We start from the raw sequence: 22,564 nt of genomic DNA on the forward strand, positions 1-22,564 counted from the left end.
ATGCCGCAACGATAGCACAGCGACGGAAACCCCCGCGATATAGCGCCATAAATGACCTATCAGTCAGGTTTTTGCGCCACATGCCCCAACTCCAGCATCAGCCCGCTCAAGCGCTTGACCTTACGCCGCACGGCCTCTTCAAATACCCCGCCACGGGGTTCGATCAGGCTGAACCAGCGCTTGGCCCGGGTGATGCCGGTGTAGATCAGTTCTTTGGTCAGCACCGGGTTCAACGCATCCGGCAGGATCAGCGCGGTGTGGGTAAATTCCGAGCCCTGGGATTTGTGCACGGTCATGGCGTACACGGTTTCCACATCGTTCAGACGACTGGGCAGAACAAACCGTACACCACCCTGGCCATCGTTACGTGGGAAAGCGACGCGTAGCACCTGGGGCCCGCCGTCACTTTCGGGCAGCTTGAGGGCGATGCCAATATCGCCGTTCATCAGGCCCAGGCCGTAATCGTTGCGGGTCATCAATACCGGGCGGCCTTCGTACCATTGCTCGTCGCCGTCGATCAGCCGCGCTTTGCGCAAGGCGGCGGTGATGCGCAGGTTCAGCCCTTCTACACCCCACGGGCCTTTGCGCACGGCACAGAGCAGTTGGAAGGCGTCGAAAGCCTGCAATAACTGTTGTGCCCAGTCGATCCAGGCATTGTCTTCGCGCGGGGTGTCGAGGGCGGGACGCGCACTGCGCAGCAGGTCGAGGTAGTAGCGATAACCTCTGGCGCCGTCACTGCCCTGCCCGTCCAGGACCAAGCGTTCCAGGGCATGGTCGTGTTCCCCTTTGAGCCTTACGCAAGCCAGGTCGGCGTGGCTGCCGGCATTCAACAGGTCACGGGCTTGCTCGGGGTTTTGCTGGTTGACCCAGCGGGCGAGCTGACCGATGCCGCTGCCTTCGCCGAAACGCCGCGAGTAGCGCAGCATCACCACTTGCTGGGCCAGGGGATGGCTGGCGTCGCGGTCTTCCTCCAGGCCGCTGGCGCTGAGGTCTTCGCCGCTGACCGCTTGCAGCCATTGGCGGGTGTCGGCGCTGTACCAGCCGGCTTCGGCGTCGCGGCACAAGTCGCCAAGCACGGCGCCCGCTTCCACCGAGGCGAGTTGGTCCTTGTCGCCCAGCAGCACCAGCCGAGCATGGGGCGGCAAGGCGTCCAGCAGGTTGGCCATCATTTCCAGGTCGATCATCGAGGCTTCGTCCACCACCAGCACATCCAGGGGCAACGGGTTGCCCAGGTGATGACGGAAATGGCGCGTCCCCGGGCGGCTGCCCAGCAAGCGATGAACCGTGGTGACCTGGGTCGGGATTTTTTCGCGCACGTCGTCGGGCACGGTCAGCGACTGGACTTGCTGGCTGATGGATTCGGTGAGACGCGCCGCCGCTTTGCCGGTGGGCGCGGCCAGGCGGATGCGCAACGGGCTGCCGGCTTCTACCGCCGGCGCTTGCAGCAGTGCGAGCAGGCGCACCACGGTGGTGGTCTTGCCGGTGCCGGGGCCGCCGGTGACGATGCTGAATGCACCGCGCGTAGCCAAGGCACAGGCGAGTTTTTGCCAGTCGATCACGCCGTCCGGTGGCGGCTGGTCGAACAGGCCATTGAGACGCTGGGGCAAGTCGGCAGCGACGCTTTCCTGGGTGGCGAGGCGGCGACGCAAGGCGCTGTCGATGCGCCGCTCGTAAGTCCAGTAACGACGCAGGTACAGGCGCGTGCCGGCCAATACCAGCGGGCGGCTTTGCGCGGCCTCACTGGCGTCGACGGCCTGGGCCACCAGGCGACTGGCAGCCAGCGCCTGGCACCAGTGGCCACCGTCGAGGCCGTCGAGCAGTTGCGACGGCAGCAACATCGCACCGGTCTGCAGGTCGCCTTCGGGCGGCAAGGACAGCGCGAAGTCCGGCGCCTTGAGGGTTTCGAACAGGTCCAGGCAGACGTGACCGTGGCCCAGTTGGTGGCTGGTCAATGCAGCTGCCAGCAGCACCAGCGGGTCGGCCTGGGGATCGAGTTCGTGCAGGAAGCCGACGAAGGCTTTGTCCAGGGCGCGCAGCCAGCCGCGGTCAACCCAGCGCTCCAGCAGTTGCACGAGGTCGGCGGCGCGGCTGAGGGGGTCCAACGCCTCCAACGGCAATGGCGATAGGCTCATAGCAGAACTCCTTGTTCCCAGGCGGGCTCAACCTTGGGTGGGATGGGCTTGCCCTGAAACAACAGGTCCAGGCTTTCAATCAGTTCGCGCGGCGGGCGGGTGAAATACGCGCCACGGCTGGCGGCTTGAACGCCGCGCAGGAACACGTAGAGCGCACCGCCGACGTGGCGGTCGTAGTCATAATCGGGCAGGCGTGCCTTGAGCTGGCGGTGCAGGGCCAGTAGGTAAAGCACGTATTGCAGGTCATACCGATGCTCGAGGATCGACTGCTCCATGGCTTCCAGTGTGTAGGCCGAATCGTCGGGGCCGAGCCAGTTGGATTTGTAGTCGGCCACGTAATAGCGGCCGTCGTGTTCAAAGGTCAGGTCGATAAAGCCCTTGAACATGCCGTTGAGCAGCACCGGTTCGGCGGCGACCCGGGACACTCCGTTGTGGGTGGCCTGGCACACCAGCTTGTCGAGGGCGAGCACGTCGACTTTGTGGCTGGCGAACCAGAACTCCATTTCGATCTGGTATTGCTGCAGGTTGCTGAGTGCGACCTGATCGTTATCCACCGGCAGCGGGGTGTGCAGCAACTGGCCCAGCCAGGCGCTGAGGGTGGTGATCCAGCCTTCCCAATTGCGTCGGTTGCAGCGCGCACCAACGGCTTGTTCGATGGCCTGCGGGGTGACGTTGAAACCATCTTCGCCCGCCCACTCCAACAGGCCGTGGAGAAAAGTCCCCGGATTCGGACCGCGTGGGAAACGGTGAATGTCACCACCGGACGCCGCCACTTCGCGCGGCGCATCCGGGTCGAGGCGCTCGTCATCGAACAGCTTTTGCGCCTGCGGGCTTTCCGGGGCTTCAAGGGTGGCCACACTCATGCTGTCGCCAATGCGCAGGGCGCTGTAGGACGCGATCCACCAGTTCTCTGCCGCTTTGCGTTTGGGCAGCAATGGTGCAAGCAAGGTGGCTTCGTTGCGCGGTGGGTGGAAGAGGATGTCTTGCGCGTCGGGCACGTGGCCGTAGTGTACGGCGGGGCAGCCTTCCTGCAAGTCCAGCAACCAGCGCGCCAGGGCAGCGGACTCACCCAGCGCGGCACCGGCGCCGAGCAAGTAGCCCAGCGCCGAGAGATGTAACACCGAGCTGCTGCTGTTGCCGCGCTTGAGGTCGGCGATACCGAGCCAACAGGCGTGCTTGGCGCGAGTCAGGGCTACGTAGAACAGGCGCAGGTCCTCGGCCAGGCGCTCATCGTCGGCCTGGGTGATGAGCTCGGCGGTCGGGCGCAGGCTAACTTGGGGTTTACCCTTTTCATCGTGGTAGTGCAGCGGCAAGCGCGTGCCGTCCACCGGTTTGGCCGAGCAGATGAACGGCAGGAAGACCAGGTCGTACTCCAGGCCCTTGGACTTGTGAATCGTCACCACTTTGACCAGTTGCTCATCGCTTTCCAGGCGCAGGATCTGCTCTTCCCCGGCTTGCCCCGACAATGCCAGGTGTTCGGCCAGGTGGCGGATCAACGCCTGTTCGCCGTCCAGTTCCGAGGCGGCTTGTTGCAGCAGTTCACTGAGGTGCAGCAGATTGGTCAGCACCCGTTCGCCGTCGCTACGGGCGATCAGGGTTTGCGGCAATTTGAAGTCATGCAGCAAGCGCCGCAGCATCGGCAGCACGCCTTGGGTACGCCAGATCGCGCGGTAGCCACGGAACTGCATGACGCGGGTTTCCCACGCCAGTTCGTCCTGGTTCAGACGCTCCAGTTCCGGCAGTGACAGGTTCAAGGTGACGCAAGCCAGGGCAGCGCGCAGCGGGCGCTCGACGTCCGGCTCGGCGCAGGCCTTGAGCCAGGCCAGCAGGTCATGGGCTTCCTGGGCGGCGAAGACCGAGTCCTTGTCCGACAGGTACACGCTGCGTACGCCACGGGCGGCCAGTTCGGCGCGCACGGCTTGGGCTTCCTTGCCATCACGCACGAGGATGGCGATGTCTGACGGCAGCACCCCGTTGAAACTACCATCTGGCTGTAGGAAACCTGCTGTGCCCTGCTGCCCGCCGTTGAGCAGTTCAGCAATCTGCGTGGCACAGGCGCCTGCCAGTTGCTGGCGATAGGCCACAGTGGAAATCGGTTGGTCGGTGGGCAGGTGCCACAGGTTCATCGCCGGCAGCGTCTGGCCATTGACCTGCAACAGCTCCTTGCGGCCTTGGGATAAGACCGGCTGGAACGGCACCGGGTTTTCACCGTCCGGCTTGCGGAAGAGAAACGCGCCACGGCCGCTTTCGGCACGTTGGAACACGTGGTTGACCGCCTCGACCATCGCGTGGCTGGAGCGGAAGTTGGTGCCGAGGGTGTGATGGCGCCCGGTAGTGGCCTCGCGTGCGCGCAGGTAAGTGTAGATGTCGGCGCCGCGGAAGGCGTAGATCGCCTGTTTGGGGTCGCCGATCAGGAACAGGCCGCTGTCGAGGTGGTTTTCTTCGATGCGGTAAATGCTGTCGAAGATGCTGTATTGCACCGGGTCGGTGTCCTGGAATTCGTCGATCAGCGCGACCGGGAACTGCTCGCGGATCACACTGGCCAGGCGCTCGCCGCCGTCGGCCTGGAGCGCGGTGTTGAGGCGCGTGAGCATGTCGTCGAAGCCCATTTCGGCGCGGCGACGCTTTTCTTCTTCGAAGCGTTTGCCGACCCAACCGGCGGCGTGTTGCAGCACCGCGGCATCGGGGGTTGGCAGCGCGTCGAGGGCGGCCTTGAGGCCGGCCATGGCCTCGATGCCAGGGTGCTGCGGCGGCTCGCCCTTCCAGGCTTCGGCCATGCCGTCGGGGCTCAGGCGCGTGAAGCCGGTGCCGATGTCGAGTTGTTCGAGGGTTTCGTCAGCGGCCCAGGCGCTGATCTTTTCGAACCAGGGCTCGAAGTACCGCGCCTGCATCTTGCGGCCGTCGACGGCTTTGGCGGCCACGGCTTGCAGGCAGATGTCACGCAGTTCGATGGCCCATTGCTGCCACGGTGCCTTGAGCTCGATCAGTGCTTCGCGGCGTTCCTGCAGGCAGGCGTTGATCAGTTCGGCAGGGTCGCGGCTTTCACCGCTGGGGCGTTCGCTGCCAAACAATGCGCGCACCCGCGGCATCAGCGCGGCGGGGCCACCCCAGTGGGTGCGGACCCAGTTGAGCGCATCGTCGTGCATCGGGTAGCAGAACAGTCGCCAGTAATCGCGCAGGACTTCGCCAAGCAAGTCGCTGTGGTCGGTTTCCAGGGTTTGAGTGAACAGGCTGCCGCTGTCGAACGCGTGCTCGCGCAGCATGCGCTGGCACCAACTGTGGATCGTCGAAACTGCGGCTTCGTCCATCCATTGCGCGGCGATGTCCAGGCGGTTGGCGCAGGCGGGCCACTGTTCGGGCAAGTATTGGTTGCGCAGGTCGGCGATCAGCGCATCGGGTTGCTGGATTTCGTCGCGAAAGTAGCGCGCGGCTTCGGCCAGGCGGATGCGGATACGCTCGCGCAGCTCCTTGGTGGCGGCGTCGGTAAAGGTTACGACGAGGATTTGCGGTGGCAGCAGTTCGCGGCCAAACCCGGACTCTTCGCCACCGTGCCCCAGTACAAGACGCAGGTATAAGGCAGAAATGGTGAAGGTCTTGCCGGTGCCGGCGCTGGCCTCGATCAGTTGGCTGCCTTTGAGCGGAAAGGCCAGGGCCAAGGGTTTGCTGCTCATGCGCTGGCCTCCTCGCTGGTCAGTGATCGCCATGCTGCGTTCATCAGCGGGCGATACAGGGTTTCGCAGCAGCCTTCGAATTCGGCGCTGGCGATGAGTGTCGCGTAGTCGGGGAATTGGCGGGTAAGCGCAGGGCTTTCGCGGCGCTCGCCGTCGGTGTTCACGCCGTCACCTTCGTAGGCTTTGCTGGCTGCGGCGTCGGCTTTGGCCGGGTCGGTTTGGCCGAGCCAGGCGAAGGCGGTCTTGACGGCCACGGGGAGCGGCTGTTGCATCCCGCGATGCCAGGCCTGGAGCAGCTTGCGCAGGATGTCCTGGGCGGTGGATTTCTCCAGAGGGGCCAGCAGCAGGGTGTCGTCGCTGGCGACCAGGCCGGTACTTAACGAAAGGCCACAGGCGCACGCGACCACGTGGTTGACCCAGGGGCGGATCAGCCGATGCCACTTGCGAGTCTTGATCGAACCGATGCTGTTGGGAATAGTGGTCACGCTAAGCAATCCGCCATCACTGCGCCGGTGCAGGCCGCTGATCCAGCCTTCCAGCTGAATGCCTTGATGCTCAAAACTGATCGGTTCAGCACCGGTGTGTGGCGTGGGCCAGAGAGCCAGCAGTTGTTGGTAACGTTGCAGCAGGTCGGGCAACGGCTCGATCAATTCATTGCGCAGGCATTCGCCAAAACCGACCATGGGCAGCAGGCCACTCCCTTGCAGGCGCAGGGCTTGGGCGTTGAGGGCCTGGTCAGGATGATCGGGCTCGGCCAGTGCCGCGTTTAACAAACTGTCGCTGAGGCTGTAGCGTTGCAGGGCGTCGAGAACGAAGGGTTCTTCATCGGCCAGAGGCACTTCAGCGGCCTCGAAGAACACTTTCAGACGCTGGCTGAAGAAATGTTTGACCGGGTTGCGCAGGAAGTCTTGTAACTGGCCGAGGCTCAGGGGTTCTTCTTGGTGATGCTCCGGCAATTGCTCTGCTTTGGCTTCGACATCAGATGCTTCGTGCAGCAGCTGCCATTCGCGAGCGTAGCTGAACAGCGCATCGCCTTCGTGGAAGTAGCGGGCGCTGAAGGGTTGCAGCGGGTGTTCCTGGGTCATTGCCTCAAGCAGCGGTTCGGCGCTGTGGGCGTGGTGCCAGCCGCTGGCGAGGTGGTCGCGCAACTGGCCGATCAGCACCGAGGCCGGGCGCTCGCTGTTGTCGCGGATGCTGCGGCCGACCCAACTGATGTAAAGCTGGTCGCGCGCCGAGAGCAGGGCTTCGAGCAGCAGGTAACGGTCGTCTTCGCGGCGTGAACGATCGCCGGGACGGTAGTCGCTGCCCATCAGGTCAAAGTCCAGCGGCGGCTGGGCGCGCGGGTAGTCGCCATCGTTCATGCCGAGCAGGCAGACAAGTTTGAATGGGATCGCTCGCATGGGCATCAGTGTACAAAAATTGACAGCTCCAGCGAGGAAGCGTTGGGACAGGCGACCTTGGTCCAAGCCAGCGAGCCAAGCCTCACGGACTACGGTGAGCGGTAACTCGTCCTGTAGGCCTACGGACTCGCAGGTTTCCAGCCAGGTTTCGCGCAGCTGTTCGAGTTGGCCCAGTAAGTAGTCGTCGTGCTCGCTGCTAGGCAGGAAGAACAGTTGCATCAGGCGTTGCAAGCGCTCGCCCCAGACCTGGGGAGTTGCCGACTCGGACAGGGTTTTATGCGCGTCATTGAGGGCGTCGAGCAAGGCGACCAATGGGCCGATGAGGGCGGCATCCAGGCCGCCGATTTCGTCGTAGGGTTCGATGCCTTCGCAGGACGCGCCGCTGCCTACGGCGTAACCAAGCAACATCCGACGTAGGCCGAATCGCCAGCTGTTTTGTTCCAGTTCTTGTGGCAGCCCCAGCCCTGCGCGTTGCTGCGCATCAAGCCCCCAACGAATTCCGGCGCCTTCGATCCAGCGGTGCAGCGTGGGTAGGTCGCGCTCCTTGATGGCGAAGCGTTCGCGCAGGGCGGGCACATCGAGCAGGTCGAGGATTTCGCTGACAGGGAAGCGGCTGTCGGGGAGTTTGAGCAGGTGTTCGACGGCGATCAGCAAGGGATCGCGGCCGCGTTGGCCCTGGTCTGTCAGGGTGAAGGGGATGAAGCGTGGGTCGTTGCGTTCCAGCTGGCCGAACACGGCGCGGATGTGCGGCGCATAGCTGTCGACGTCGGGGACCATGACGATGATGTCTCGCGGGCGCAATGCGGGGTCGGCGCTGAAGCGTTGGAGCAGTTGGTCGTGGAGGATCTCCACTTCGCGCTGGGCACTGTGGGCGACGTGGAAGCGGATTGAGGTGTCACGCTCCAGGTCGACAGCGGGCCAGCGTTCGCGGGTTTCGTTGAGTGGGCGCAGTTCGAGGATGTCGTCCTGGAGTTGGTTGAGCAGCGTGGTGGGTTCGCTGTCGCTGAACAGGTCGATGCGACCGTCGCGGAATGCGGCGCGGTAGCTGTTGGGATCGTCGTAGCTGTCGAGCAGGCTGATGTAGTCGCGGCCTTGCTTGCCCCAAGCGGCGAGCAGCGGGTGGGCGTGCTGGTGCAGGGTTTGCGGGTCGATGGTGAGCGGCATGCCGGCTTTGCGTGCTTGGCGCTTGTATTCGTTACGCAGCAAGTCTTTGTCGGCAACGATGTCGGACCAGTGGTGACGGCAAGGGTTGTGCACACAGAGCAGGACTTGGCTGAAACGCGCGAGGCCGGCGAGTGCTTCCAGTGCTTGGGCGGGCAGCGATGAAATCCCAAACACGATCACCCGCGAAGGTAGGCCTGGGGGGGCCGTTTCAAGGGTATTGATGCGCTCGATGAAACGCTGGTGAACGCCGGCACGGCTTTCGGCCATGCCCTCTGCGCCGACATCCAGCAATAGCGCACGCCATAGTTCGGCTTGCCAGCAGTTGGCAGGGTCGAGGGGTTTTGACTCGCCTCGGCCGTTGCGTAATTGGTGGCTGCCTGCGGCCCAGTCCTCAAGCCAGTCGGCGCGGTAAACCTGATATTGGTCGAACAGGTCGGCCAGGCGCTCGGCGAGTTGGTAGCGTTTGCGTAGGTCGGTGTCGTGGGTGAGGAAGCGTTGCAGCGGCTCGAAGTAGGGTTGATCGATGAGTTCCGGGAGCAGGCGCATGAGGCGCCAGGTCAGTGGGGCTTTGTCGAGCAGAGACTTGAGCGGGATTTCGTCACGGCCGAGGACCATGCGGTAGAGCTGCCACATGAAACTGCCGGGGAGTTGCACGTCAATTGCTGCAGCAATACCACAACCGCCCATGTCGTCATCTTCCGGGTCTTCGGCCAAGGCCAACTTGAGCCATTGGGCGATACCGTTGCTTTGTACCAAGGCGATCTCGTTTTCAAGCGGCGCCAGGGGATAGCGACGCATCCAGCTGACGACCAGGCTACGCAGTTCATCCAGGCGGTTGCCATGAACCACCATGAATCCAGCACTGAGAGACGTCGCATCCGGCATAACGGCTTCCTTGGGAAAAGCAAAATCGAGGCGTGGACTTTAGCATTGAAGGCCATTGCAATGGCCCTCTTCGCACTTTTCGACCGCCCAAAACAAAACCCCTGTTTGCGTTAGCAAACAGGGGTTTTGGAATTTAATCTTGACGATGACCTACTCTCACATGGGGAAACCCCACACTACCATCGGCGATGCATCGTTTCACTGCTGAGTTCGGGATGGGATCAGGTGGTTCCAATGCTCTATGGTCGTCAAGAAATTCGGGTACTGAGTCGTGGCGTATGCCCCGCTTCAGCAAATTGGGTATGTGATAGCTTTCGGTGTTTTGTGAGCGTCGAACTTTCGGTTCATTTCGTCTTCACACACCGCAATCTGGCCTTTCGACGCAAATTGCTTGGGTGTTATATGGTCAAGCCTCACGGGCAATTAGTATTGGTTAGCTCAACGCCTCACAGCGCTTACACACCCAACCTATCAACGTCGTAGTCTTCGACGGCCCTTCAGGGAACTCAAGGTTCCAGTGAGATCTCATCTTGAGGCTAGTTTCCCGCTTAGATGCTTTCAGCGGTTATCTATTCCGAACATAGCTACCCGGCAATGCCACTGGCGTGACAACCGGAACACCAGAGGTTCGTCCACTCCGGTCCTCTCGTACTAGGAGCAGCCCCTCTCAAATCTCAAACGTCCACGGCAGATAGGGACCGAACTGTCTCACGACGTTCTAAACCCAGCTCGCGTACCACTTTAAATGGCGAACAGCCATACCCTTGGGACCGGCTTCAGCCCCAGGATGTGATGAGCCGACATCGAGGTGCCAAACACCGCCGTCGATATGAACTCTTGGGCGGTATCAGCCTGTTATCCCCGGAGTACCTTTTATCCGTTGAGCGATGGCCCTTCCATACAGAACCACCGGATCACTAAGACCTACTTTCGTACCTGCTCGACGTGTCTGTCTCGCAGTCAAGCGCGCTTTTGCCTTTATACTCTACGACCGATTTCCGACCGGTCTGAGCGCACCTTCGTACTCCTCCGTTACTCTTTAGGAGGAGACCGCCCCAGTCAAACTACCCACCATACACTGTCCTCGATCCGGATAACGGACCTGAGTTAGAACCTCAAAGTTGCCAGGGTGGTATTTCAAGGATGGCTCCACGCGAACTGGCGTCCACGCTTCAAAGCCTCCCACCTATCCTACACAAGCAAATTCAAAGTCCAGTGCAAAGCTATAGTAAAGGTTCACGGGGTCTTTCCGTCTAGCCGCGGATACACTGCATCTTCACAGCGATTTCAATTTCACTGAGTCTCGGGTGGAGACAGCGCCGCCATCGTTACGCCATTCGTGCAGGTCGGAACTTACCCGACAAGGAATTTCGCTACCTTAGGACCGTTATAGTTACGGCCGCCGTTTACCGGGGCTTCGATCAAGAGCTTCGCGTTAGCTAACCCCATCAATTAACCTTCCGGCACCGGGCAGGCGTCACACCCTATACGTCCACTTTCGTGTTTGCAGAGTGCTGTGTTTTTAATAAACAGTCGCAGCGGCCTGGTATCTTCGACCGGCATGAGCTTACGGAGCAAGTCCTTCACCCTCACCGGCGCACCTTCTCCCGAAGTTACGGTGCCATTTTGCCTAGTTCCTTCACCCGAGTTCTCTCAAGCGCCTTGGTATTCTCTACCCAACCACCTGTGTCGGTTTGGGGTACGGTTCCTGGTTACCTGAAGCTTAGAAGCTTTTCTTGGAAGCATGGCATCAACCACTTCGTTACCTAAAAGGTAACTCGTCATCAGCTCTCGGCCTTAAGATCCCGGATTTACCTAAGATCTCAGCCTACCACCTTAAACTTGGACAACCAACGCCAAGCTGGCCTAGCCTTCTCCGTCCCTCCATCGCAATAACCAGAAGTACAGGAATATTAACCTGTTTTCCATCGACTACGCTTTTCAGCCTCGCCTTAGGGACCGACTAACCCTGCGTCGATTAACGTTGCGCAGGAAACCTTGGTCTTTCGGCGTGGGTGTTTTTCACACCCATTGTCGTTACTCATGTCAGCATTCGCACTTCTGATACCTCCAGCAAGCTTCTCAACTCACCTTCACAGGCTTACAGAACGCTCCTCTACCGCATCACTTACGTGATACCCGTAGCTTCGGTGTATGGTTTGAGCCCCGTTACATCTTCCGCGCAGGCCGACTCGACTAGTGAGCTATTACGCTTTCTTTAAAGGGTGGCTGCTTCTAAGCCAACCTCCTAGCTGTCTAAGCCTTCCCACATCGTTTCCCACTTAACCATAACTTTGGGACCTTAGCTGACGGTCTGGGTTGTTTCCCTTTTCACGACGGACGTTAGCACCCGCCGTGTGTCTCCCATGCTCGGCACTTGTAGGTATTCGGAGTTTGCATCGGTTTGGTAAGTCGGGATGACCCCCTAGCCGAAACAGTGCTCTACCCCCTACAGTGATACATGAGGCGCTACCTAAATAGCTTTCGAGGAGAACCAGCTATCTCCGAGCTTGATTAGCCTTTCACTCCGATCCACAGGTCATCCGCTAACTTTTCAACGGTAGTCGGTTCGGTCCTCCAGTTAGTGTTACCCAACCTTCAACCTGCCCATGGATAGATCGCCCGGTTTCGGGTCTATTCCCAGCGACTAGACGCCCTATTAAGACTCGCTTTCGCTACGCCTCCCCTATTCGGTTAAGCTCGCCACTGAAAATAAGTCGCTGACCCATTATACAAAAGGTACGCAGTCACAGAACAAAGTCTGCTCCCACTGCTTGTACGCATACGGTTTCAGGATCTATTTCACTCCCCTCTCCGGGGTTCTTTTCGCCTTTCCCTCACGGTACTAGTTCACTATCGGTCAGTCAGTAGTATTTAGCCTTGGAGGATGGTCCCCCCATATTCAGACAAAGTTTCTCGTGCTCCGTCCTACTCGATTTCATGACTAAGAGATTTTCGCGTACAGGGCTATCACCCACTATGGCCGCACTTTCCAGAGCGTTCCGCTAATCTCAAAGCCACTTAAGGGCTAGTCCCCGTTAGCTCGCCACTACTAAGGGAATCTCGGTTGATTTCTTTTCCTCAGGGTACTTAGATGTTTCAGTTCCCCTGGTTCGCTTCTTGCACCTATGTATTCAGTACAAGATAACCATCTTATGATGGCTGGGTTCCCCCATTCAGACATCTCCGGATCAAAGTCTGTTTGCCGACTCCCCGAAGCTTTTCGCAGGCTACCACGTCTTTCATCGCCTCTGACTGCCAAGGCATCCACCGTATGCGCTTCTTCACTTGACCATATAACCCCAAGCAATCTGGTTATACTGTGAAGACAACATTCGCCGAAAATTCGAATTTCTCAACTAAGAGAACTCACAAATTTTACCTTAGCCTGATCCGTTACCAGTGAAAGTAACGTTCAGTCTATCTTTCTATCACATACCCAAATTTTTAAAGAACGATCTAATCAAAGACTAGAAATCAACATTCACCATCGTCACGATGGAATGCTCATTTCTAAGCTTTCAACAAACAGAAGCAGTAGTGGTGGAGCCAAACGGGATCGAACCGTTGACCTCCTGCGTGCAAGGCAGGCGCTCTCCCAGCTGAGCTATGGCCCCGTATTTCTACAGGCGTTTCCCACACAAAATTGGTGGGTCTGGGCAGATTCGAACTGCCGACCTCACCCTTATCAGGGGTGCGCTCTAACCAACTGAGCTACAGACCCAATTTCGGGCTGCTTCTTTATCGTCTTCTTCAATGAATCAAGCAATTCGTGTGGGAACTTATGGAGCAGCTGATGTCGTCGATTAAGGAGGTGATCCAGCCGCAGGTTCCCCTACGGCTACCTTGTTACGACTTCACCCCAGTCATGAATCACACCGTGGTAACCGTCCTCCCGAAGGTTAGACTAGCTACTTCTGGTGCAACCCACTCCCATGGTGTGACGGGCGGTGTGTACAAGGCCCGGGAACGTATTCACCGCGACATTCTGATTCGCGATTACTAGCGATTCCGACTTCACGCAGTCGAGTTGCAGACTGCGATCCGGACTACGATCGGTTTTATGGGATTAGCTCCACCTCGCGGCTTGGCAACCCTCTGTACCGACCATTGTAGCACGTGTGTAGCCCAGGCCGTAAGGGCCATGATGACTTGACGTCATCCCCACCTTCCTCCGGTTTGTCACCGGCAGTCTCCTTAGAGTGCCCACCATTACGTGCTGGTAACTAAGGACAAGGGTTGCGCTCGTTACGGGACTTAACCCAACATCTCACGACACGAGCTGACGACAGCCATGCAGCACCTGTCTCAATGTTCCCGAAGGCACCAATCCATCTCTGGAAAGTTCATTGGATGTCAAGGCCTGGTAAGGTTCTTCGCGTTGCTTCGAATTAAACCACATGCTCCACCGCTTGTGCGGGCCCCCGTCAATTCATTTGAGTTTTAACCTTGCGGCCGTACTCCCCAGGCGGTCAACTTAATGCGTTAGCTGCGCCACTAAAAGCTCAAGGCTTCCAACGGCTAGTTGACATCGTTTACGGCGTGGACTACCAGGGTATCTAATCCTGTTTGCTCCCCACGCTTTCGCACCTCAGTGTCAGTATTAGTCCAGGTGGTCGCCTTCGCCACTGGTGTTCCTTCCTATATCTACGCATTTCACCGCTACACAGGAAATTCCACCACCCTCTACCATACTCTAGTCAGTCAGTTTTGAATGCAGTTCCCAGGTTGAGCCCGGGGATTTCACATCCAACTTAACAAACCACCTACGCGCGCTTTACGCCCAGTAATTCCGATTAACGCTTGCACCCTCTGTATTACCGCGGCTGCTGGCACAGAGTTAGCCGGTGCTTATTCTGTCGGTAACGTCAAAACAGATACGTATTAGGTAACTGCCCTTCCTCCCAACTTAAAGTGCTTTACAATCCGAAGACCTTCTTCACACACGCGGCATGGCTGGATCAGGCTTTCGCCCATTGTCCAATATTCCCCACTGCTGCCTCCCGTAGGAGTCTGGACCGTGTCTCAGTTCCAGTGTGACTGATCATCCTCTCAGACCAGTTACGGATCGTCGCCTTGGTGAGCCATTACCCCACCAACTAGCTAATCCGACCTAGGCTCATCTGATAGCGCAAGGCCCGAAGGTCCCCTGCTTTCTCCCGTAGGACGTATGCGGTATTAGCGTCCGTTTCCGAACGTTATCCCCCACTACCAGGCAGATTCCTAGGCATTACTCACCCGTCCGCCGCTCTCAAGAGAAGCAAGCTTCTCTCTACCGCTCGACTTGCATGTGTTAGGCCTGCCGCCAGCGTTCAATCTGAGCCATGATCAAACTCTTCAGTTCAAACATCTTTGGGTTTTTAAGAAACCCTAAACTTGGCTCAGCAATCGTTGGTTACATCTTTGATTTCTCGCGGAGTAACTTGTGATGCTGATAATCTTGTTGACTATCAGTCTGACTCCACAAGCACCCACACGAATTGCTTGATTCAGTTGTTAAAGAGCGGTTGGTTAAGATCTTTCGTCTCAACCGAGGCGCGCATTCTACAGCAGCCTCACTTGCTGTCAAGTGATTATTTTCAGAAGCTTTCGAAGATTTCTTCAACAACTTCAACCACTTGCGCTTACGATCTCTCGTTAGCGGGAGGCGAATTCTACAGCGTTACACGCTGCTGTCAACACCTCTTTTTCAACTTCCTGAGCGCTTCGATGAACTGAAGCGACCTGCTGCCGAAAAACTGCGTAACCCATTGTTTATCAATGAGTTTTCCGTTTCGACTGCGCCGGAAGTGGGGCGAATTATAGACAGTTACAATTCGCCGTCAACCTTTAATTACGCTTTTGTTGCAGAAGGTGCCTTTTTGGCAATAAGGCGAGGGATTCGGCGCATCACCGGTGGTATCCGCAGGGCCAAAAGCAACACACCTATAGATGCATAGACCGCCCACTCCTTGAGATCAGCCCGCACTATCCACAACATATGCAGCAAGCCGAGCCCAAGAATCACGTAAACCAGGCGATGCAATTTCTTCCACCGACTCCCCAAACGTCGCTGGCTATAGCGATTTGAGGTCACCGCCAACACCAAAAGCGACAAGAAGCCCAGCGCCCCCACAATAATATAAGGCCGCTTGCGCAACTCCACACCCAACTGCGACCAATCGAGCCCAAGGACAAACACGCAATAAGCCGCCAGATGCAGCACTACGTAAGTAAAGCACCACAAGCCCAACTGCCGGCGTACAGCTATCCACCCCGCCCAGCCGCTGAGCTTCTGCAACGGCGTCATTCCAAGGGTGATCAGCAAAAGGACCAACGCCCCCAGGCCCAGCCGATCCACCAGCACTTTGCCCGGATCAGGCCCGAGAACAGAGCTCCACGCCTCATATAGCCAGAATAGCTGCCACACGGCCACTGCGATAAAAACGCCGAGGCGCCAGATGGGGTAGCGCATCAGTAGTTCTTCCGCAGATCAAGGCCGGCATACAGGGAGGCAACCTCATCCGAGTAGCCATTGAACATCTGTGTCTCACGCACATTGGGACTGAACAGGCCGCTCGGCAGGCGACGCTCCCGCGCCTGGGTCCACCGCGGATGATCAACCGTGGGGTTCACGTTCGCGTAGAACCCATACTCATCCGCCGCAATACTCTGCCAGGTGGTTTTCGGCTGTTCACTCACCAGGCTGATGCGCACAATGGACTTCACGCTTTTGAAGCCGTACTTCCAAGGCACCACCAAGCGCAGCGGCGCGCCGTTCTGGTTGGGCAGTTCACGCCCGTACATGCCAACGGCAAGAATCGCCAAAGGGTTCATCGCTTCATCCAGACGCAACCCTTCTATATATGGCCAGTCGATCAAACCAAAACTCGAACGCTGGCCCGGCATGCTCTTGGGGTCCTGAAGCGTTTCAAATCGAATGTACTTGGCCTTGGAGGTCGGTTCGACTTGCTTGAGCAACGCCGAGATAGGGAAACCGATCCAGGGGATGACCATCGACCACGCCTCGACACACCGTAAACGGTAGATCCGCTCTTCCAACTGATAAGGCTTCATAAAGTCTTCCAGGGCATAACGCCCTGGCTTTGCAACCTCACCATCAATCACAACACTCCAGGGCTCGGTCTTGAGCGAACCCGCATTCGTTGCCGGATCGCCCTTGCCGGTGCCGAACTCATAGAAGTTGTTGTAGTGAGTCGCATCCTTGAAGGGGGTGATCGCTTCATCCTTCACCGTCACAGCCTGCCATTGAGTGCCAGGCAGTTTCTCGGCAAACCAATTCGGTGCCTTGCCCGGCTCAACATCAGCGTAACGGGAAGCATCAGTCGCACTGGCCCAGCGCGGCAAGCTGCTGGCAGCGATACCGGCGAGCGCACCACCGAGCAAGCTGCGGCGAGAGAAATAAAGGGATTCAGGTGTGACATCCGACTCGTGGCAATCGGACGCTTTTGGCAATTTGATTAACATGGCAACTCCGCAGCATTGGAGAACTGATGCACCAATAGACTGCGGAGTATGGGGGAAATTACATTAAGGCAATGTTTTGTCCCGACGCAGATGCAGCAAGTACTGAACCGGGCCCGACGCGGCATAGACCAGGAACGCCAGCAGCAGGATCCGCGGAGGATCACTGAAGACCACTGCAAACACCAGCACAACGGCCAGGATTGCCACAAAAGGCACGCGCCCCTTGAGATCCAGTTCCTTGAAGCTGTTGTACTTGATGTTGCTGACCATCAGCATGCCAGCGGCCGCAACCATCAAGGCCACCAGGAACGACATCTTCGAACCCTGGATACCGTAGTCACTGAATGCCCAGACGATACCCGCCACCACACCTGCTGCAGCCGGGCTGGCCAGACCAATGAAGTAACGCTTGTCAGCGGTCCCAACCTGGGTATTGAAACGCGCCAGGCGCAATGCAGCCCCGGCGACATAGATAAAGGCGACCATCCAGCCGACCTTGCCCATATCACCCAGCGCCCAGGCAAACGCCAGCAACGCAGGCGCAACACCAAAGGCAACCATGTCCGACAGCGAGTCATACTCGGCACCGAAGGCACTTTGGGTATTGGTCATGCGCGCCACACGCCCATCAAGGCCGTCGAGCACCATGGCAACAAAGATTGCGATGGCAGCAAAACCGAAGTATTTGCTGGCACTCACCGCATCACCCGCTGCCAGCGCACTTTGGGCGCTCATGGAGTTGATGATGGAATAGAACCCGGCAAACAGGTTCGCCGTAGTGAACAGATTGGGCAGCAGATAGATGCCACGATGCCGGACCTTGCGGCCCTCCGCGTCATGCCCTTCTTCGACATGCTCATCGATCGGTAGCAGGCTTTCGGCGTCAGGAGCCTGGTTTGGCTCTTCGGGACGTTCGCTCATGGACTTTACCTTGCAACGGTGTGAAAAAATTCGACAGATACTTGCGGCGAGTGTTCGCCCGCAAACGATGCAGCTTTATACCAGAACCTGCCCCCCAAACGAAAAAACGCGGCCTAAGCCGCGTTCTCCCTTGATCCGTACGACTTAGTTTTTGGCTTTGTCGACGATCTTGTTGGCACCGATCCACGGCATCATGGAGCGCAGTTGCTCGCCGATGACTTCGATACCGTGAGCGGCGTTGTTACGACGCTTGGCGGTCATCGAAGGGTAGCCGGTAGCGCCTTCGCTGATGAACATTTTGGCGTATTCGCCGTCCTGAATACGTTTCAGGGCGTTGCGCATAGCCTGACGGGACTCGGCGTTGATCACTTCCGGGCCAGTGACGTATTCGCCGTATTCGGCGTTGTTGGAGATCGAGTAGTTCATGTTGGCGATACCGCCTTCGTACATGAGGTCAACGATCAGCTTCAGTTCGTGCAAGCACTCGAAGTAGGCCATTTCTGGCGCGTAGCCAGCTTCAACCAGAGTTTCGAAGCCAGCTTTCACCAGCTCAACGGTACCGCCGCACAGAACGGCTTGCTCGCCGAACAGGTCGGTTTCAGTCTCGTCCTTGAAGGTGGTTTCGATGATGCCAGTACGACCACCACCCACGCCTGCTGCGTAGGACAGCGCAACGTTTTTGGCGTTGCCCGATGCGTCTTGGTAGATCGCGATCAGGTCAGGGATACCGCCGCCTTTGACGAACTCGGAACGCACGGTGTGACCCGGTGCTTTCGGCGCGATCATGATCACGTCGAGGTCAGCACGCGGCACAACCTGGTTGTAGTGGATCGCGAAGCCGTGGGAGAAGGCCAGGGTGGCGCCCTTCTTGATGTTCGGCTCGATTTCGTTCTTGTACAGCGAGGACTGGAACTCGTCCGGGGTCAGGATCATGACCAGGTCGGCAGCAGCAACAGCGGAAGCAACGTCAGTCACTTTCAGGCCATGGGCTTCTGCCTTGGCAACAGTGGCCGAGCCTTTGCGCAGGCCAACAGTCACGTCAACGCCGGAATCTTTCAGGTTGCAAGCTTGCGCGTGACCCTGGGAGCCGTAGCCGATGATGGCGACTTTCTTGCCCTGGATGATCGACAGGTCACAATCTTTATCGTAATAAACTTTCATGAGGTTCCTCTATATATCCAGGCCGTAAGGCCATTCGCTAATTTGGTTTAGATGCTGAGTACTTTGTCGCCACGGGCAATGCCGGTGACACCACTGCGTACCGTTTCCAGAATCGAGGCCGTCCCGATCGACTGGATGAAGCTGTCCAGCTTGTCGCTTGTACCGGTCAGTTGAACGGTATAAACGCTGGCGCTCACATCGACGATCTGCCCGCGATAAATATCGGTAGTGCGCTTGATCTCGGCACGTTGGGCGCCCGTGGCCTTGACTTTAACCAGCATCAGCTCGCGCTCAATGTGGGCACTTTCCGACAGGTCGACCAGCTTGACCACTTCGATCAGCTTGTTGAGGTTCTTGGTGATCTGCTCGATCACCTCATCGTGACCCACGGTGGTCAACGTCAGACGCGACAGGGTCGGGTCTTCGGTCGGGGCCACGGTCAGGCTTTCGATGTTGTAGTTACGTTGCGAAAACAGGCCGACAACACGAGACAGAGCGCCGGGTTCGTTCTCCAGAAGCAGGGAGATAATGTGCCGCATGATTAAGTACGCTCCGTCTTGTTCAGCCACATGTCGCGCATAGAGCCGTCTTTGATCTGCATCGGGTAGACGTGCTCACTGGTATCCACCTTGATATCGATGAACACCAGGCGATCCTTCATGGCGAACGCTTCTTCCATCTTCGGCTTCAGATCTTTCAGATCGGTGATGCGAATGCCGACATGGCCATAGGCTTCAACCAGCTTGACGAAGTCCGGCAGCGATTCCATGTAGGAATGGGAGTGACGGCTGTTGTAGCTCATGTCCTGCCACTGGCGAACCATGCCCAGTACGCCGTTGTTCAAGCACACGATCTTCACTGGAAGACCGTATTGCAGGCACGTCGACAGTTCCTGGATGTTCATCTGGATACTGCCCTCGCCGGTGACGCACGCGACGTCGCTGTCCGGGAAGCTCAGTTTCACACCCATGGCCGCAGGGAAACCAAAGCCCATCGTGCCCAGGCCACCGGAGTTGATCCAGCGGTTTGGCTTGTCGAACTTGTAGTACTGCGCGGCGAACATCTGGTGCTGGCCCACGTCGGAGGTCACAAAGGCGTCGCCCTTGGTCACTTCGCACAGGGTCTCGATCACGGTCTGTGGCTTGATGATGCTGCCGTCACCCTTGTCGTAAGGGAACAGGCCGCGATCACCGCGCCATTCGTCGATCTGTTTCCACCAACTGGCAACGGATTCCTTGTTCGGCGTTTCGCCGATGTCCTTGAGCGCAGCGACCATTTCGGTCAATACGCTTTCTACAGGACCCACGATCGGCACGTCGGCCTTGATGGTCTTGGAGATGGACGCCGGGTCGATGTCGATGTGGATGATCTTGGCATTCGGGCAGAATTTGCTCGCGCCGTTGATCACACGGTCATCGAAACGAGCGCCCACGGCCAGGATCACGTCGGCGTGGTGCATGGTCAGGTTGGCGGTGTAGCTGCCGTGCATGCCGAGCATGCCGACGAACTGACGGTCGGTACCCGGAAATGCGCCGAGGCCCATCAAGGTATTGGTTACCGGCAGGTTGAGCAGCTTGGCCAGTTCGGTCAGCGGTGCGGAACCACCACCGAGAATCACGCCACCACCCGAGTACAGTACGGGACGCTTGGCCGCCAGGAGCATTTCTGCCGCCTTGCGGATTTGCCCCGAATGCCCACGGACGGCCGGGCTGTAGGAGCGCAGCTTGGCTTTTTTCGGGAAGACGTATTCGAATTTTTCCGCCGGGTTGGTCATGTCTTTTGGAATGTCGACCACCACAGGGCCCGGGCGACCGGACTGTGCGAGGTAGAACGCCTTTTTCATGACTTCCGGGATTTCCGAGGCGTGCTTGATCATGAAGCTGTGTTTCACGATCGGCCGGGAAATACCGATCATGTCGGTTTCCTGGAATGCGTCAGTGCCGACCATGGTGCTTGGCACCTGACCGGAAATGATCACCATCGGAATAGAATCCATATAAGCAGTCGCGATGCCGGTAATGGCATTGGTTGCGCCTGGGCCGGACGTTACCAGTACCACGCCGGCCTTGCCGGTGGCACGGGCGTAACCGTCCGCCATATGGGTCGCGGCCTGTTCGTGGCGAACCAGGATGTGGTTGACAGCCGGTTCCTTGAACAGTGCGTCGTAGACATGCAGCAGAGCACCACCTGGGTACCCGTAGATATAGTCGACGCCTTCGTCACGCAAAAAGCGGACGAGCATCTCACCGCCAGATAAAAGCTCCACGTTGTTCACCTCTAAAACGCCAGAATACCGTCCGTTGAAAACCGACGGGTCTTAATAGGTTTACTTCTCAACAGAGCATGAGCGACGGTGGTCGCCGACTACGTCAGCACTGACTGAGCAAGTATTGGGATCGTCCCAAGTGTTGCGGGCTTTTCCCACCCAGCGCGAGGTAACGCGTTGCGGGTGTAACAGGTCGGCGCGGGTGTGCGCCTCATGATCTGCTGAGCGGGCCTGCTTCTGGCAGTCCCGATACAGCGGACTTTGGATTCTTCTGTTTCAGGCCGTTCAAGTCAAGCAATAATTGCGCTTTTTTCCAACTAAGCGCATGAGAACGTAGAAGAAAGGGCTTTGAGGAGGGATAAAACTCGCCTGAATGTCGTCAAGCGGTAGAAATGTGCGCAAGACTGCCGGAAAACCCGGCAGTCAGGCAATTAACGAGCGTCGACGATCAATTGGTCGAACTTTTTCAGCGCGTTACGCAATCCGAGGCTCTCACGCGGACGGTCGGCGTAGACCATTTCCGCCATCTCCAGGATCCCCGAGGCGTTGGGCAGCGGCAGGTCCTGTTCGAGGATCTGCTTCATGCGCACCAGGAAGATCCATTGCAGCCACTGGTGGAAGTCCAGGGTATCCACCGAAAACGGCTCGACACTGCTGAGCGCTTCAATGCCGGGGGACACCTCGTCCCACCAGCCCTGCACGCGCAATTCGCGCTCGATCAGCAATAATTGCTCGGCAATTGCGGGAAACCGTGCATCCATCAGTACGTGACCTTGCCTTTCTGCCGCGCCTGAGCAGCACCGGCGGCATCACCCTGGGCGGCGCGCGCGTCGCCGATCAGGGCCCACAGGTTGGCTTGCAGGTCGGGGCGACCATTGGCCAGCGTCAGGCCACGACGGGCGAACTGCTCGGCTTGTGGCGCATCACCCTGGGCCATGCGCACCTGGGCCAGGCGATACAACACTTGCGGCTCACGAGGTGCCACACGCTGGGCGCGCTCAAGACTCGACGATGCGCCGTTCAAATCGCCACCGGCCTGCTGTTGCTGGGCAGTGGTCAACAACGCCAGCACCGGGCCGTCCAGTTGCTCGTCGGCCGACAGGCCGCCGGAATTGGACGACGACGGAATGCCACTCGGCGTCGACGGCATATTGTAGGTGCCCTGGTTGATCGGCGCCGACTGGATCGGCGTGGAATCGATCGGGCCGGAAGTGCTTGGCCCCGGCGTCCACGGCTCGGCACTGATGGGCGCCGATGTCGCGGCGCCAGCACCCGGCACCATCACCACCACGCCCGAATCCTGCGGCACAGCCTGCGGCCGGGCCTGGGCGGGACGGTTGGTCACGGTCTGGCGGAAACCGCCATTGGCCGAGATACGGTCGCTGTTGGAGACAGCGGTGCTCGAATCCACCACGGGGATGGAGCCGCGCTGCACGCTGGAGCAACCACCGAGCAAAGCCAGAGTTGTAATAGCTGGAAACAACCACTTGTTCACGT

Annotated in this window: 11 protein-coding genes, 2 tRNA genes and 3 rRNA genes; all 16 read right to left on the reverse strand. The window is 58.5% G+C overall.

The genetic code is table 11. The annotated features are described in order from the left end of the window. Positions 1–59: 59 nt before the first annotated feature. On the reverse strand, positions 60–2,132 hold the full coding sequence (recD, locus tag PSH81_RS22750; protein ID WP_305391522.1) for an exodeoxyribonuclease V subunit alpha: 2,073 nt from the start codon (positions 2,130–2,132) through the stop codon (positions 60–62). After that, positions 2,129–5,803 carry an exodeoxyribonuclease V subunit beta gene (recB, locus tag PSH81_RS22755; RefSeq protein ID WP_305391523.1) on the reverse strand — a complete coding sequence of 1,225 codons (3,675 nt, stop codon included), beginning with the start codon at positions 5,801–5,803 and terminating at the stop codon, positions 2,129–2,131. Before recB ends, recD begins: the two co-directional genes overlap by 4 nt. Continuing rightward, positions 5,800–9,252 carry an exodeoxyribonuclease V subunit gamma gene (gene recC / locus PSH81_RS22760; RefSeq protein ID WP_305391524.1) on the reverse strand — a complete coding sequence of 1,151 codons (3,453 nt, stop codon included), beginning with the start codon at positions 9,250–9,252 and terminating at the stop codon, positions 5,800–5,802. The genes recB and recC overlap by 4 nt, the downstream gene beginning before the upstream one ends. A gap of 137 nt (positions 9,253–9,389) precedes the next feature. After that, positions 9,390–9,505 (reverse strand): 5S ribosomal RNA (gene rrf, locus PSH81_RS22765). Positions 9,506–9,654: 149 nt separating this feature from the next. Continuing rightward, positions 9,655–12,546, reverse strand: a 23S ribosomal RNA gene (locus tag PSH81_RS22770). Between the two features lie 247 nt (positions 12,547–12,793). Continuing rightward, positions 12,794–12,869, reverse strand: a tRNA-Ala gene (locus tag PSH81_RS22775). Between the two features lie 30 nt (positions 12,870–12,899). Further along, positions 12,900–12,976, reverse strand: a tRNA-Ile gene (locus PSH81_RS22780). 83 nt (positions 12,977–13,059) lie between these two features. Continuing rightward, positions 13,060–14,596: ribosomal RNA gene (locus PSH81_RS22785) — 16S ribosomal RNA — on the reverse strand. The 16S, 23S and 5S rRNA genes sit together here with 2 tRNA genes alongside, the layout of an rRNA operon. Positions 14,597–15,085: 489 nt before the next feature. Next, positions 15,086–15,706 carry a protein-methionine-sulfoxide reductase heme-binding subunit MsrQ gene (msrQ, locus tag PSH81_RS22790; protein WP_305391525.1) on the reverse strand — a complete coding sequence of 207 codons (621 nt, stop codon included), beginning with the start codon at positions 15,704–15,706 and terminating at the stop codon, positions 15,086–15,088. Beyond that, a complete protein-coding gene (gene msrP, locus PSH81_RS22795; RefSeq protein WP_226455712.1) occupies positions 15,706–16,719 on the reverse strand; it encodes a protein-methionine-sulfoxide reductase catalytic subunit MsrP in 1,014 nt (337 codons plus the stop codon). The genes msrQ and msrP overlap by 1 nt, the downstream gene beginning before the upstream one ends. Positions 16,720–16,782: 63 nt before the next feature. Beyond that, complete coding sequence (pssA, locus tag PSH81_RS22800) at positions 16,783–17,640, reverse strand: CDP-diacylglycerol--serine O-phosphatidyltransferase (protein ID WP_017734128.1); 858 nt, start codon at positions 17,638–17,640, stop codon at positions 16,783–16,785. Between the two features lie 144 nt (positions 17,641–17,784). Continuing rightward, entirely contained in the window at positions 17,785–18,801 is a 1,017-nt protein-coding gene (gene ilvC / locus PSH81_RS22805; RefSeq protein WP_003194132.1) for a ketol-acid reductoisomerase, read from the reverse strand. 47 nt (positions 18,802–18,848) lie between these two features. Beyond that, positions 18,849–19,340, reverse strand: a complete 492-nt coding sequence (gene ilvN, locus PSH81_RS22810) for an acetolactate synthase small subunit (protein ID WP_003176102.1) — start codon at positions 19,338–19,340, stop codon at positions 18,849–18,851. 2 nt (positions 19,341–19,342) lie between these two features. Continuing rightward, the gene (locus PSH81_RS22815) at positions 19,343–21,067 is read right to left on the reverse strand and encodes an acetolactate synthase 3 large subunit (RefSeq protein ID WP_192298891.1); all 1,725 of its coding nucleotides are present in this window, start codon (positions 21,065–21,067) and stop codon (positions 19,343–19,345) included. A 431-nt stretch (positions 21,068–21,498) separates the two neighbouring features. Next, positions 21,499–21,828, reverse strand: coding sequence for a YqcC family protein (locus PSH81_RS22820; RefSeq protein WP_192298892.1), 330 nt, complete (start codon positions 21,826–21,828; stop codon positions 21,499–21,501). Next, positions 21,828–22,562, reverse strand: a complete 735-nt coding sequence (locus PSH81_RS22825; protein ID WP_192298893.1) for a M48 family metallopeptidase — start codon at positions 22,560–22,562, stop codon at positions 21,828–21,830. The genes PSH81_RS22820 and PSH81_RS22825 overlap by 1 nt, the downstream gene beginning before the upstream one ends. Positions 22,563–22,564: the final 2 nt, after the last annotated feature.

The sequence above is a fragment of the Pseudomonas sp. FP2335 genome (genome assembly GCF_030687535.1).
Classification (GTDB): Bacteria; Pseudomonadota; Gammaproteobacteria; order Pseudomonadales; family Pseudomonadaceae; genus Aquipseudomonas.

What these genes read in the sequence shown, in the direction of transcription:
- recD (WP_305391522.1), bottom strand. Translation starts at nt 2,132, where the DNA reads ATGAGCCTATCGCCATTGCCGTTGGAGGCGTTGGACCCCCTCAGCCGC.
- recB (WP_305391523.1), bottom strand. Translation starts at nt 5,803, where the DNA reads ATGAGCAGCAAACCCTTGGCCCTGGCCTTTCCGCTCAAAGGCAGCCAA.
- recC (WP_305391524.1), bottom strand. Translation starts at nt 9,252, where the DNA reads ATGCCGGATGCGACGTCTCTCAGTGCTGGATTCATGGTGGTTCATGGC.
- msrQ (WP_305391525.1), bottom strand. Translation starts at nt 15,706, where the DNA reads ATGCGCTACCCCATCTGGCGCCTCGGCGTTTTTATCGCAGTGGCCGTG.
- msrP (WP_226455712.1), bottom strand. Translation starts at nt 16,719, where the DNA reads ATGTTAATCAAATTGCCAAAAGCGTCCGATTGCCACGAGTCGGATGTC.
- pssA (WP_017734128.1), bottom strand. Translation starts at nt 17,640, where the DNA reads ATGAGCGAACGTCCCGAAGAGCCAAACCAGGCTCCTGACGCCGAAAGC.
- ilvC (WP_003194132.1), bottom strand. Translation starts at nt 18,801, where the DNA reads ATGAAAGTTTATTACGATAAAGATTGTGACCTGTCGATCATCCAGGGC.
- ilvN (WP_003176102.1), bottom strand. Translation starts at nt 19,340, where the DNA reads ATGCGGCACATTATCTCCCTGCTTCTGGAGAACGAACCCGGCGCTCTG.
- PSH81_RS22820 (WP_192298892.1), bottom strand. Translation starts at nt 21,828, where the DNA reads ATGGATGCACGGTTTCCCGCAATTGCCGAGCAATTATTGCTGATCGAG.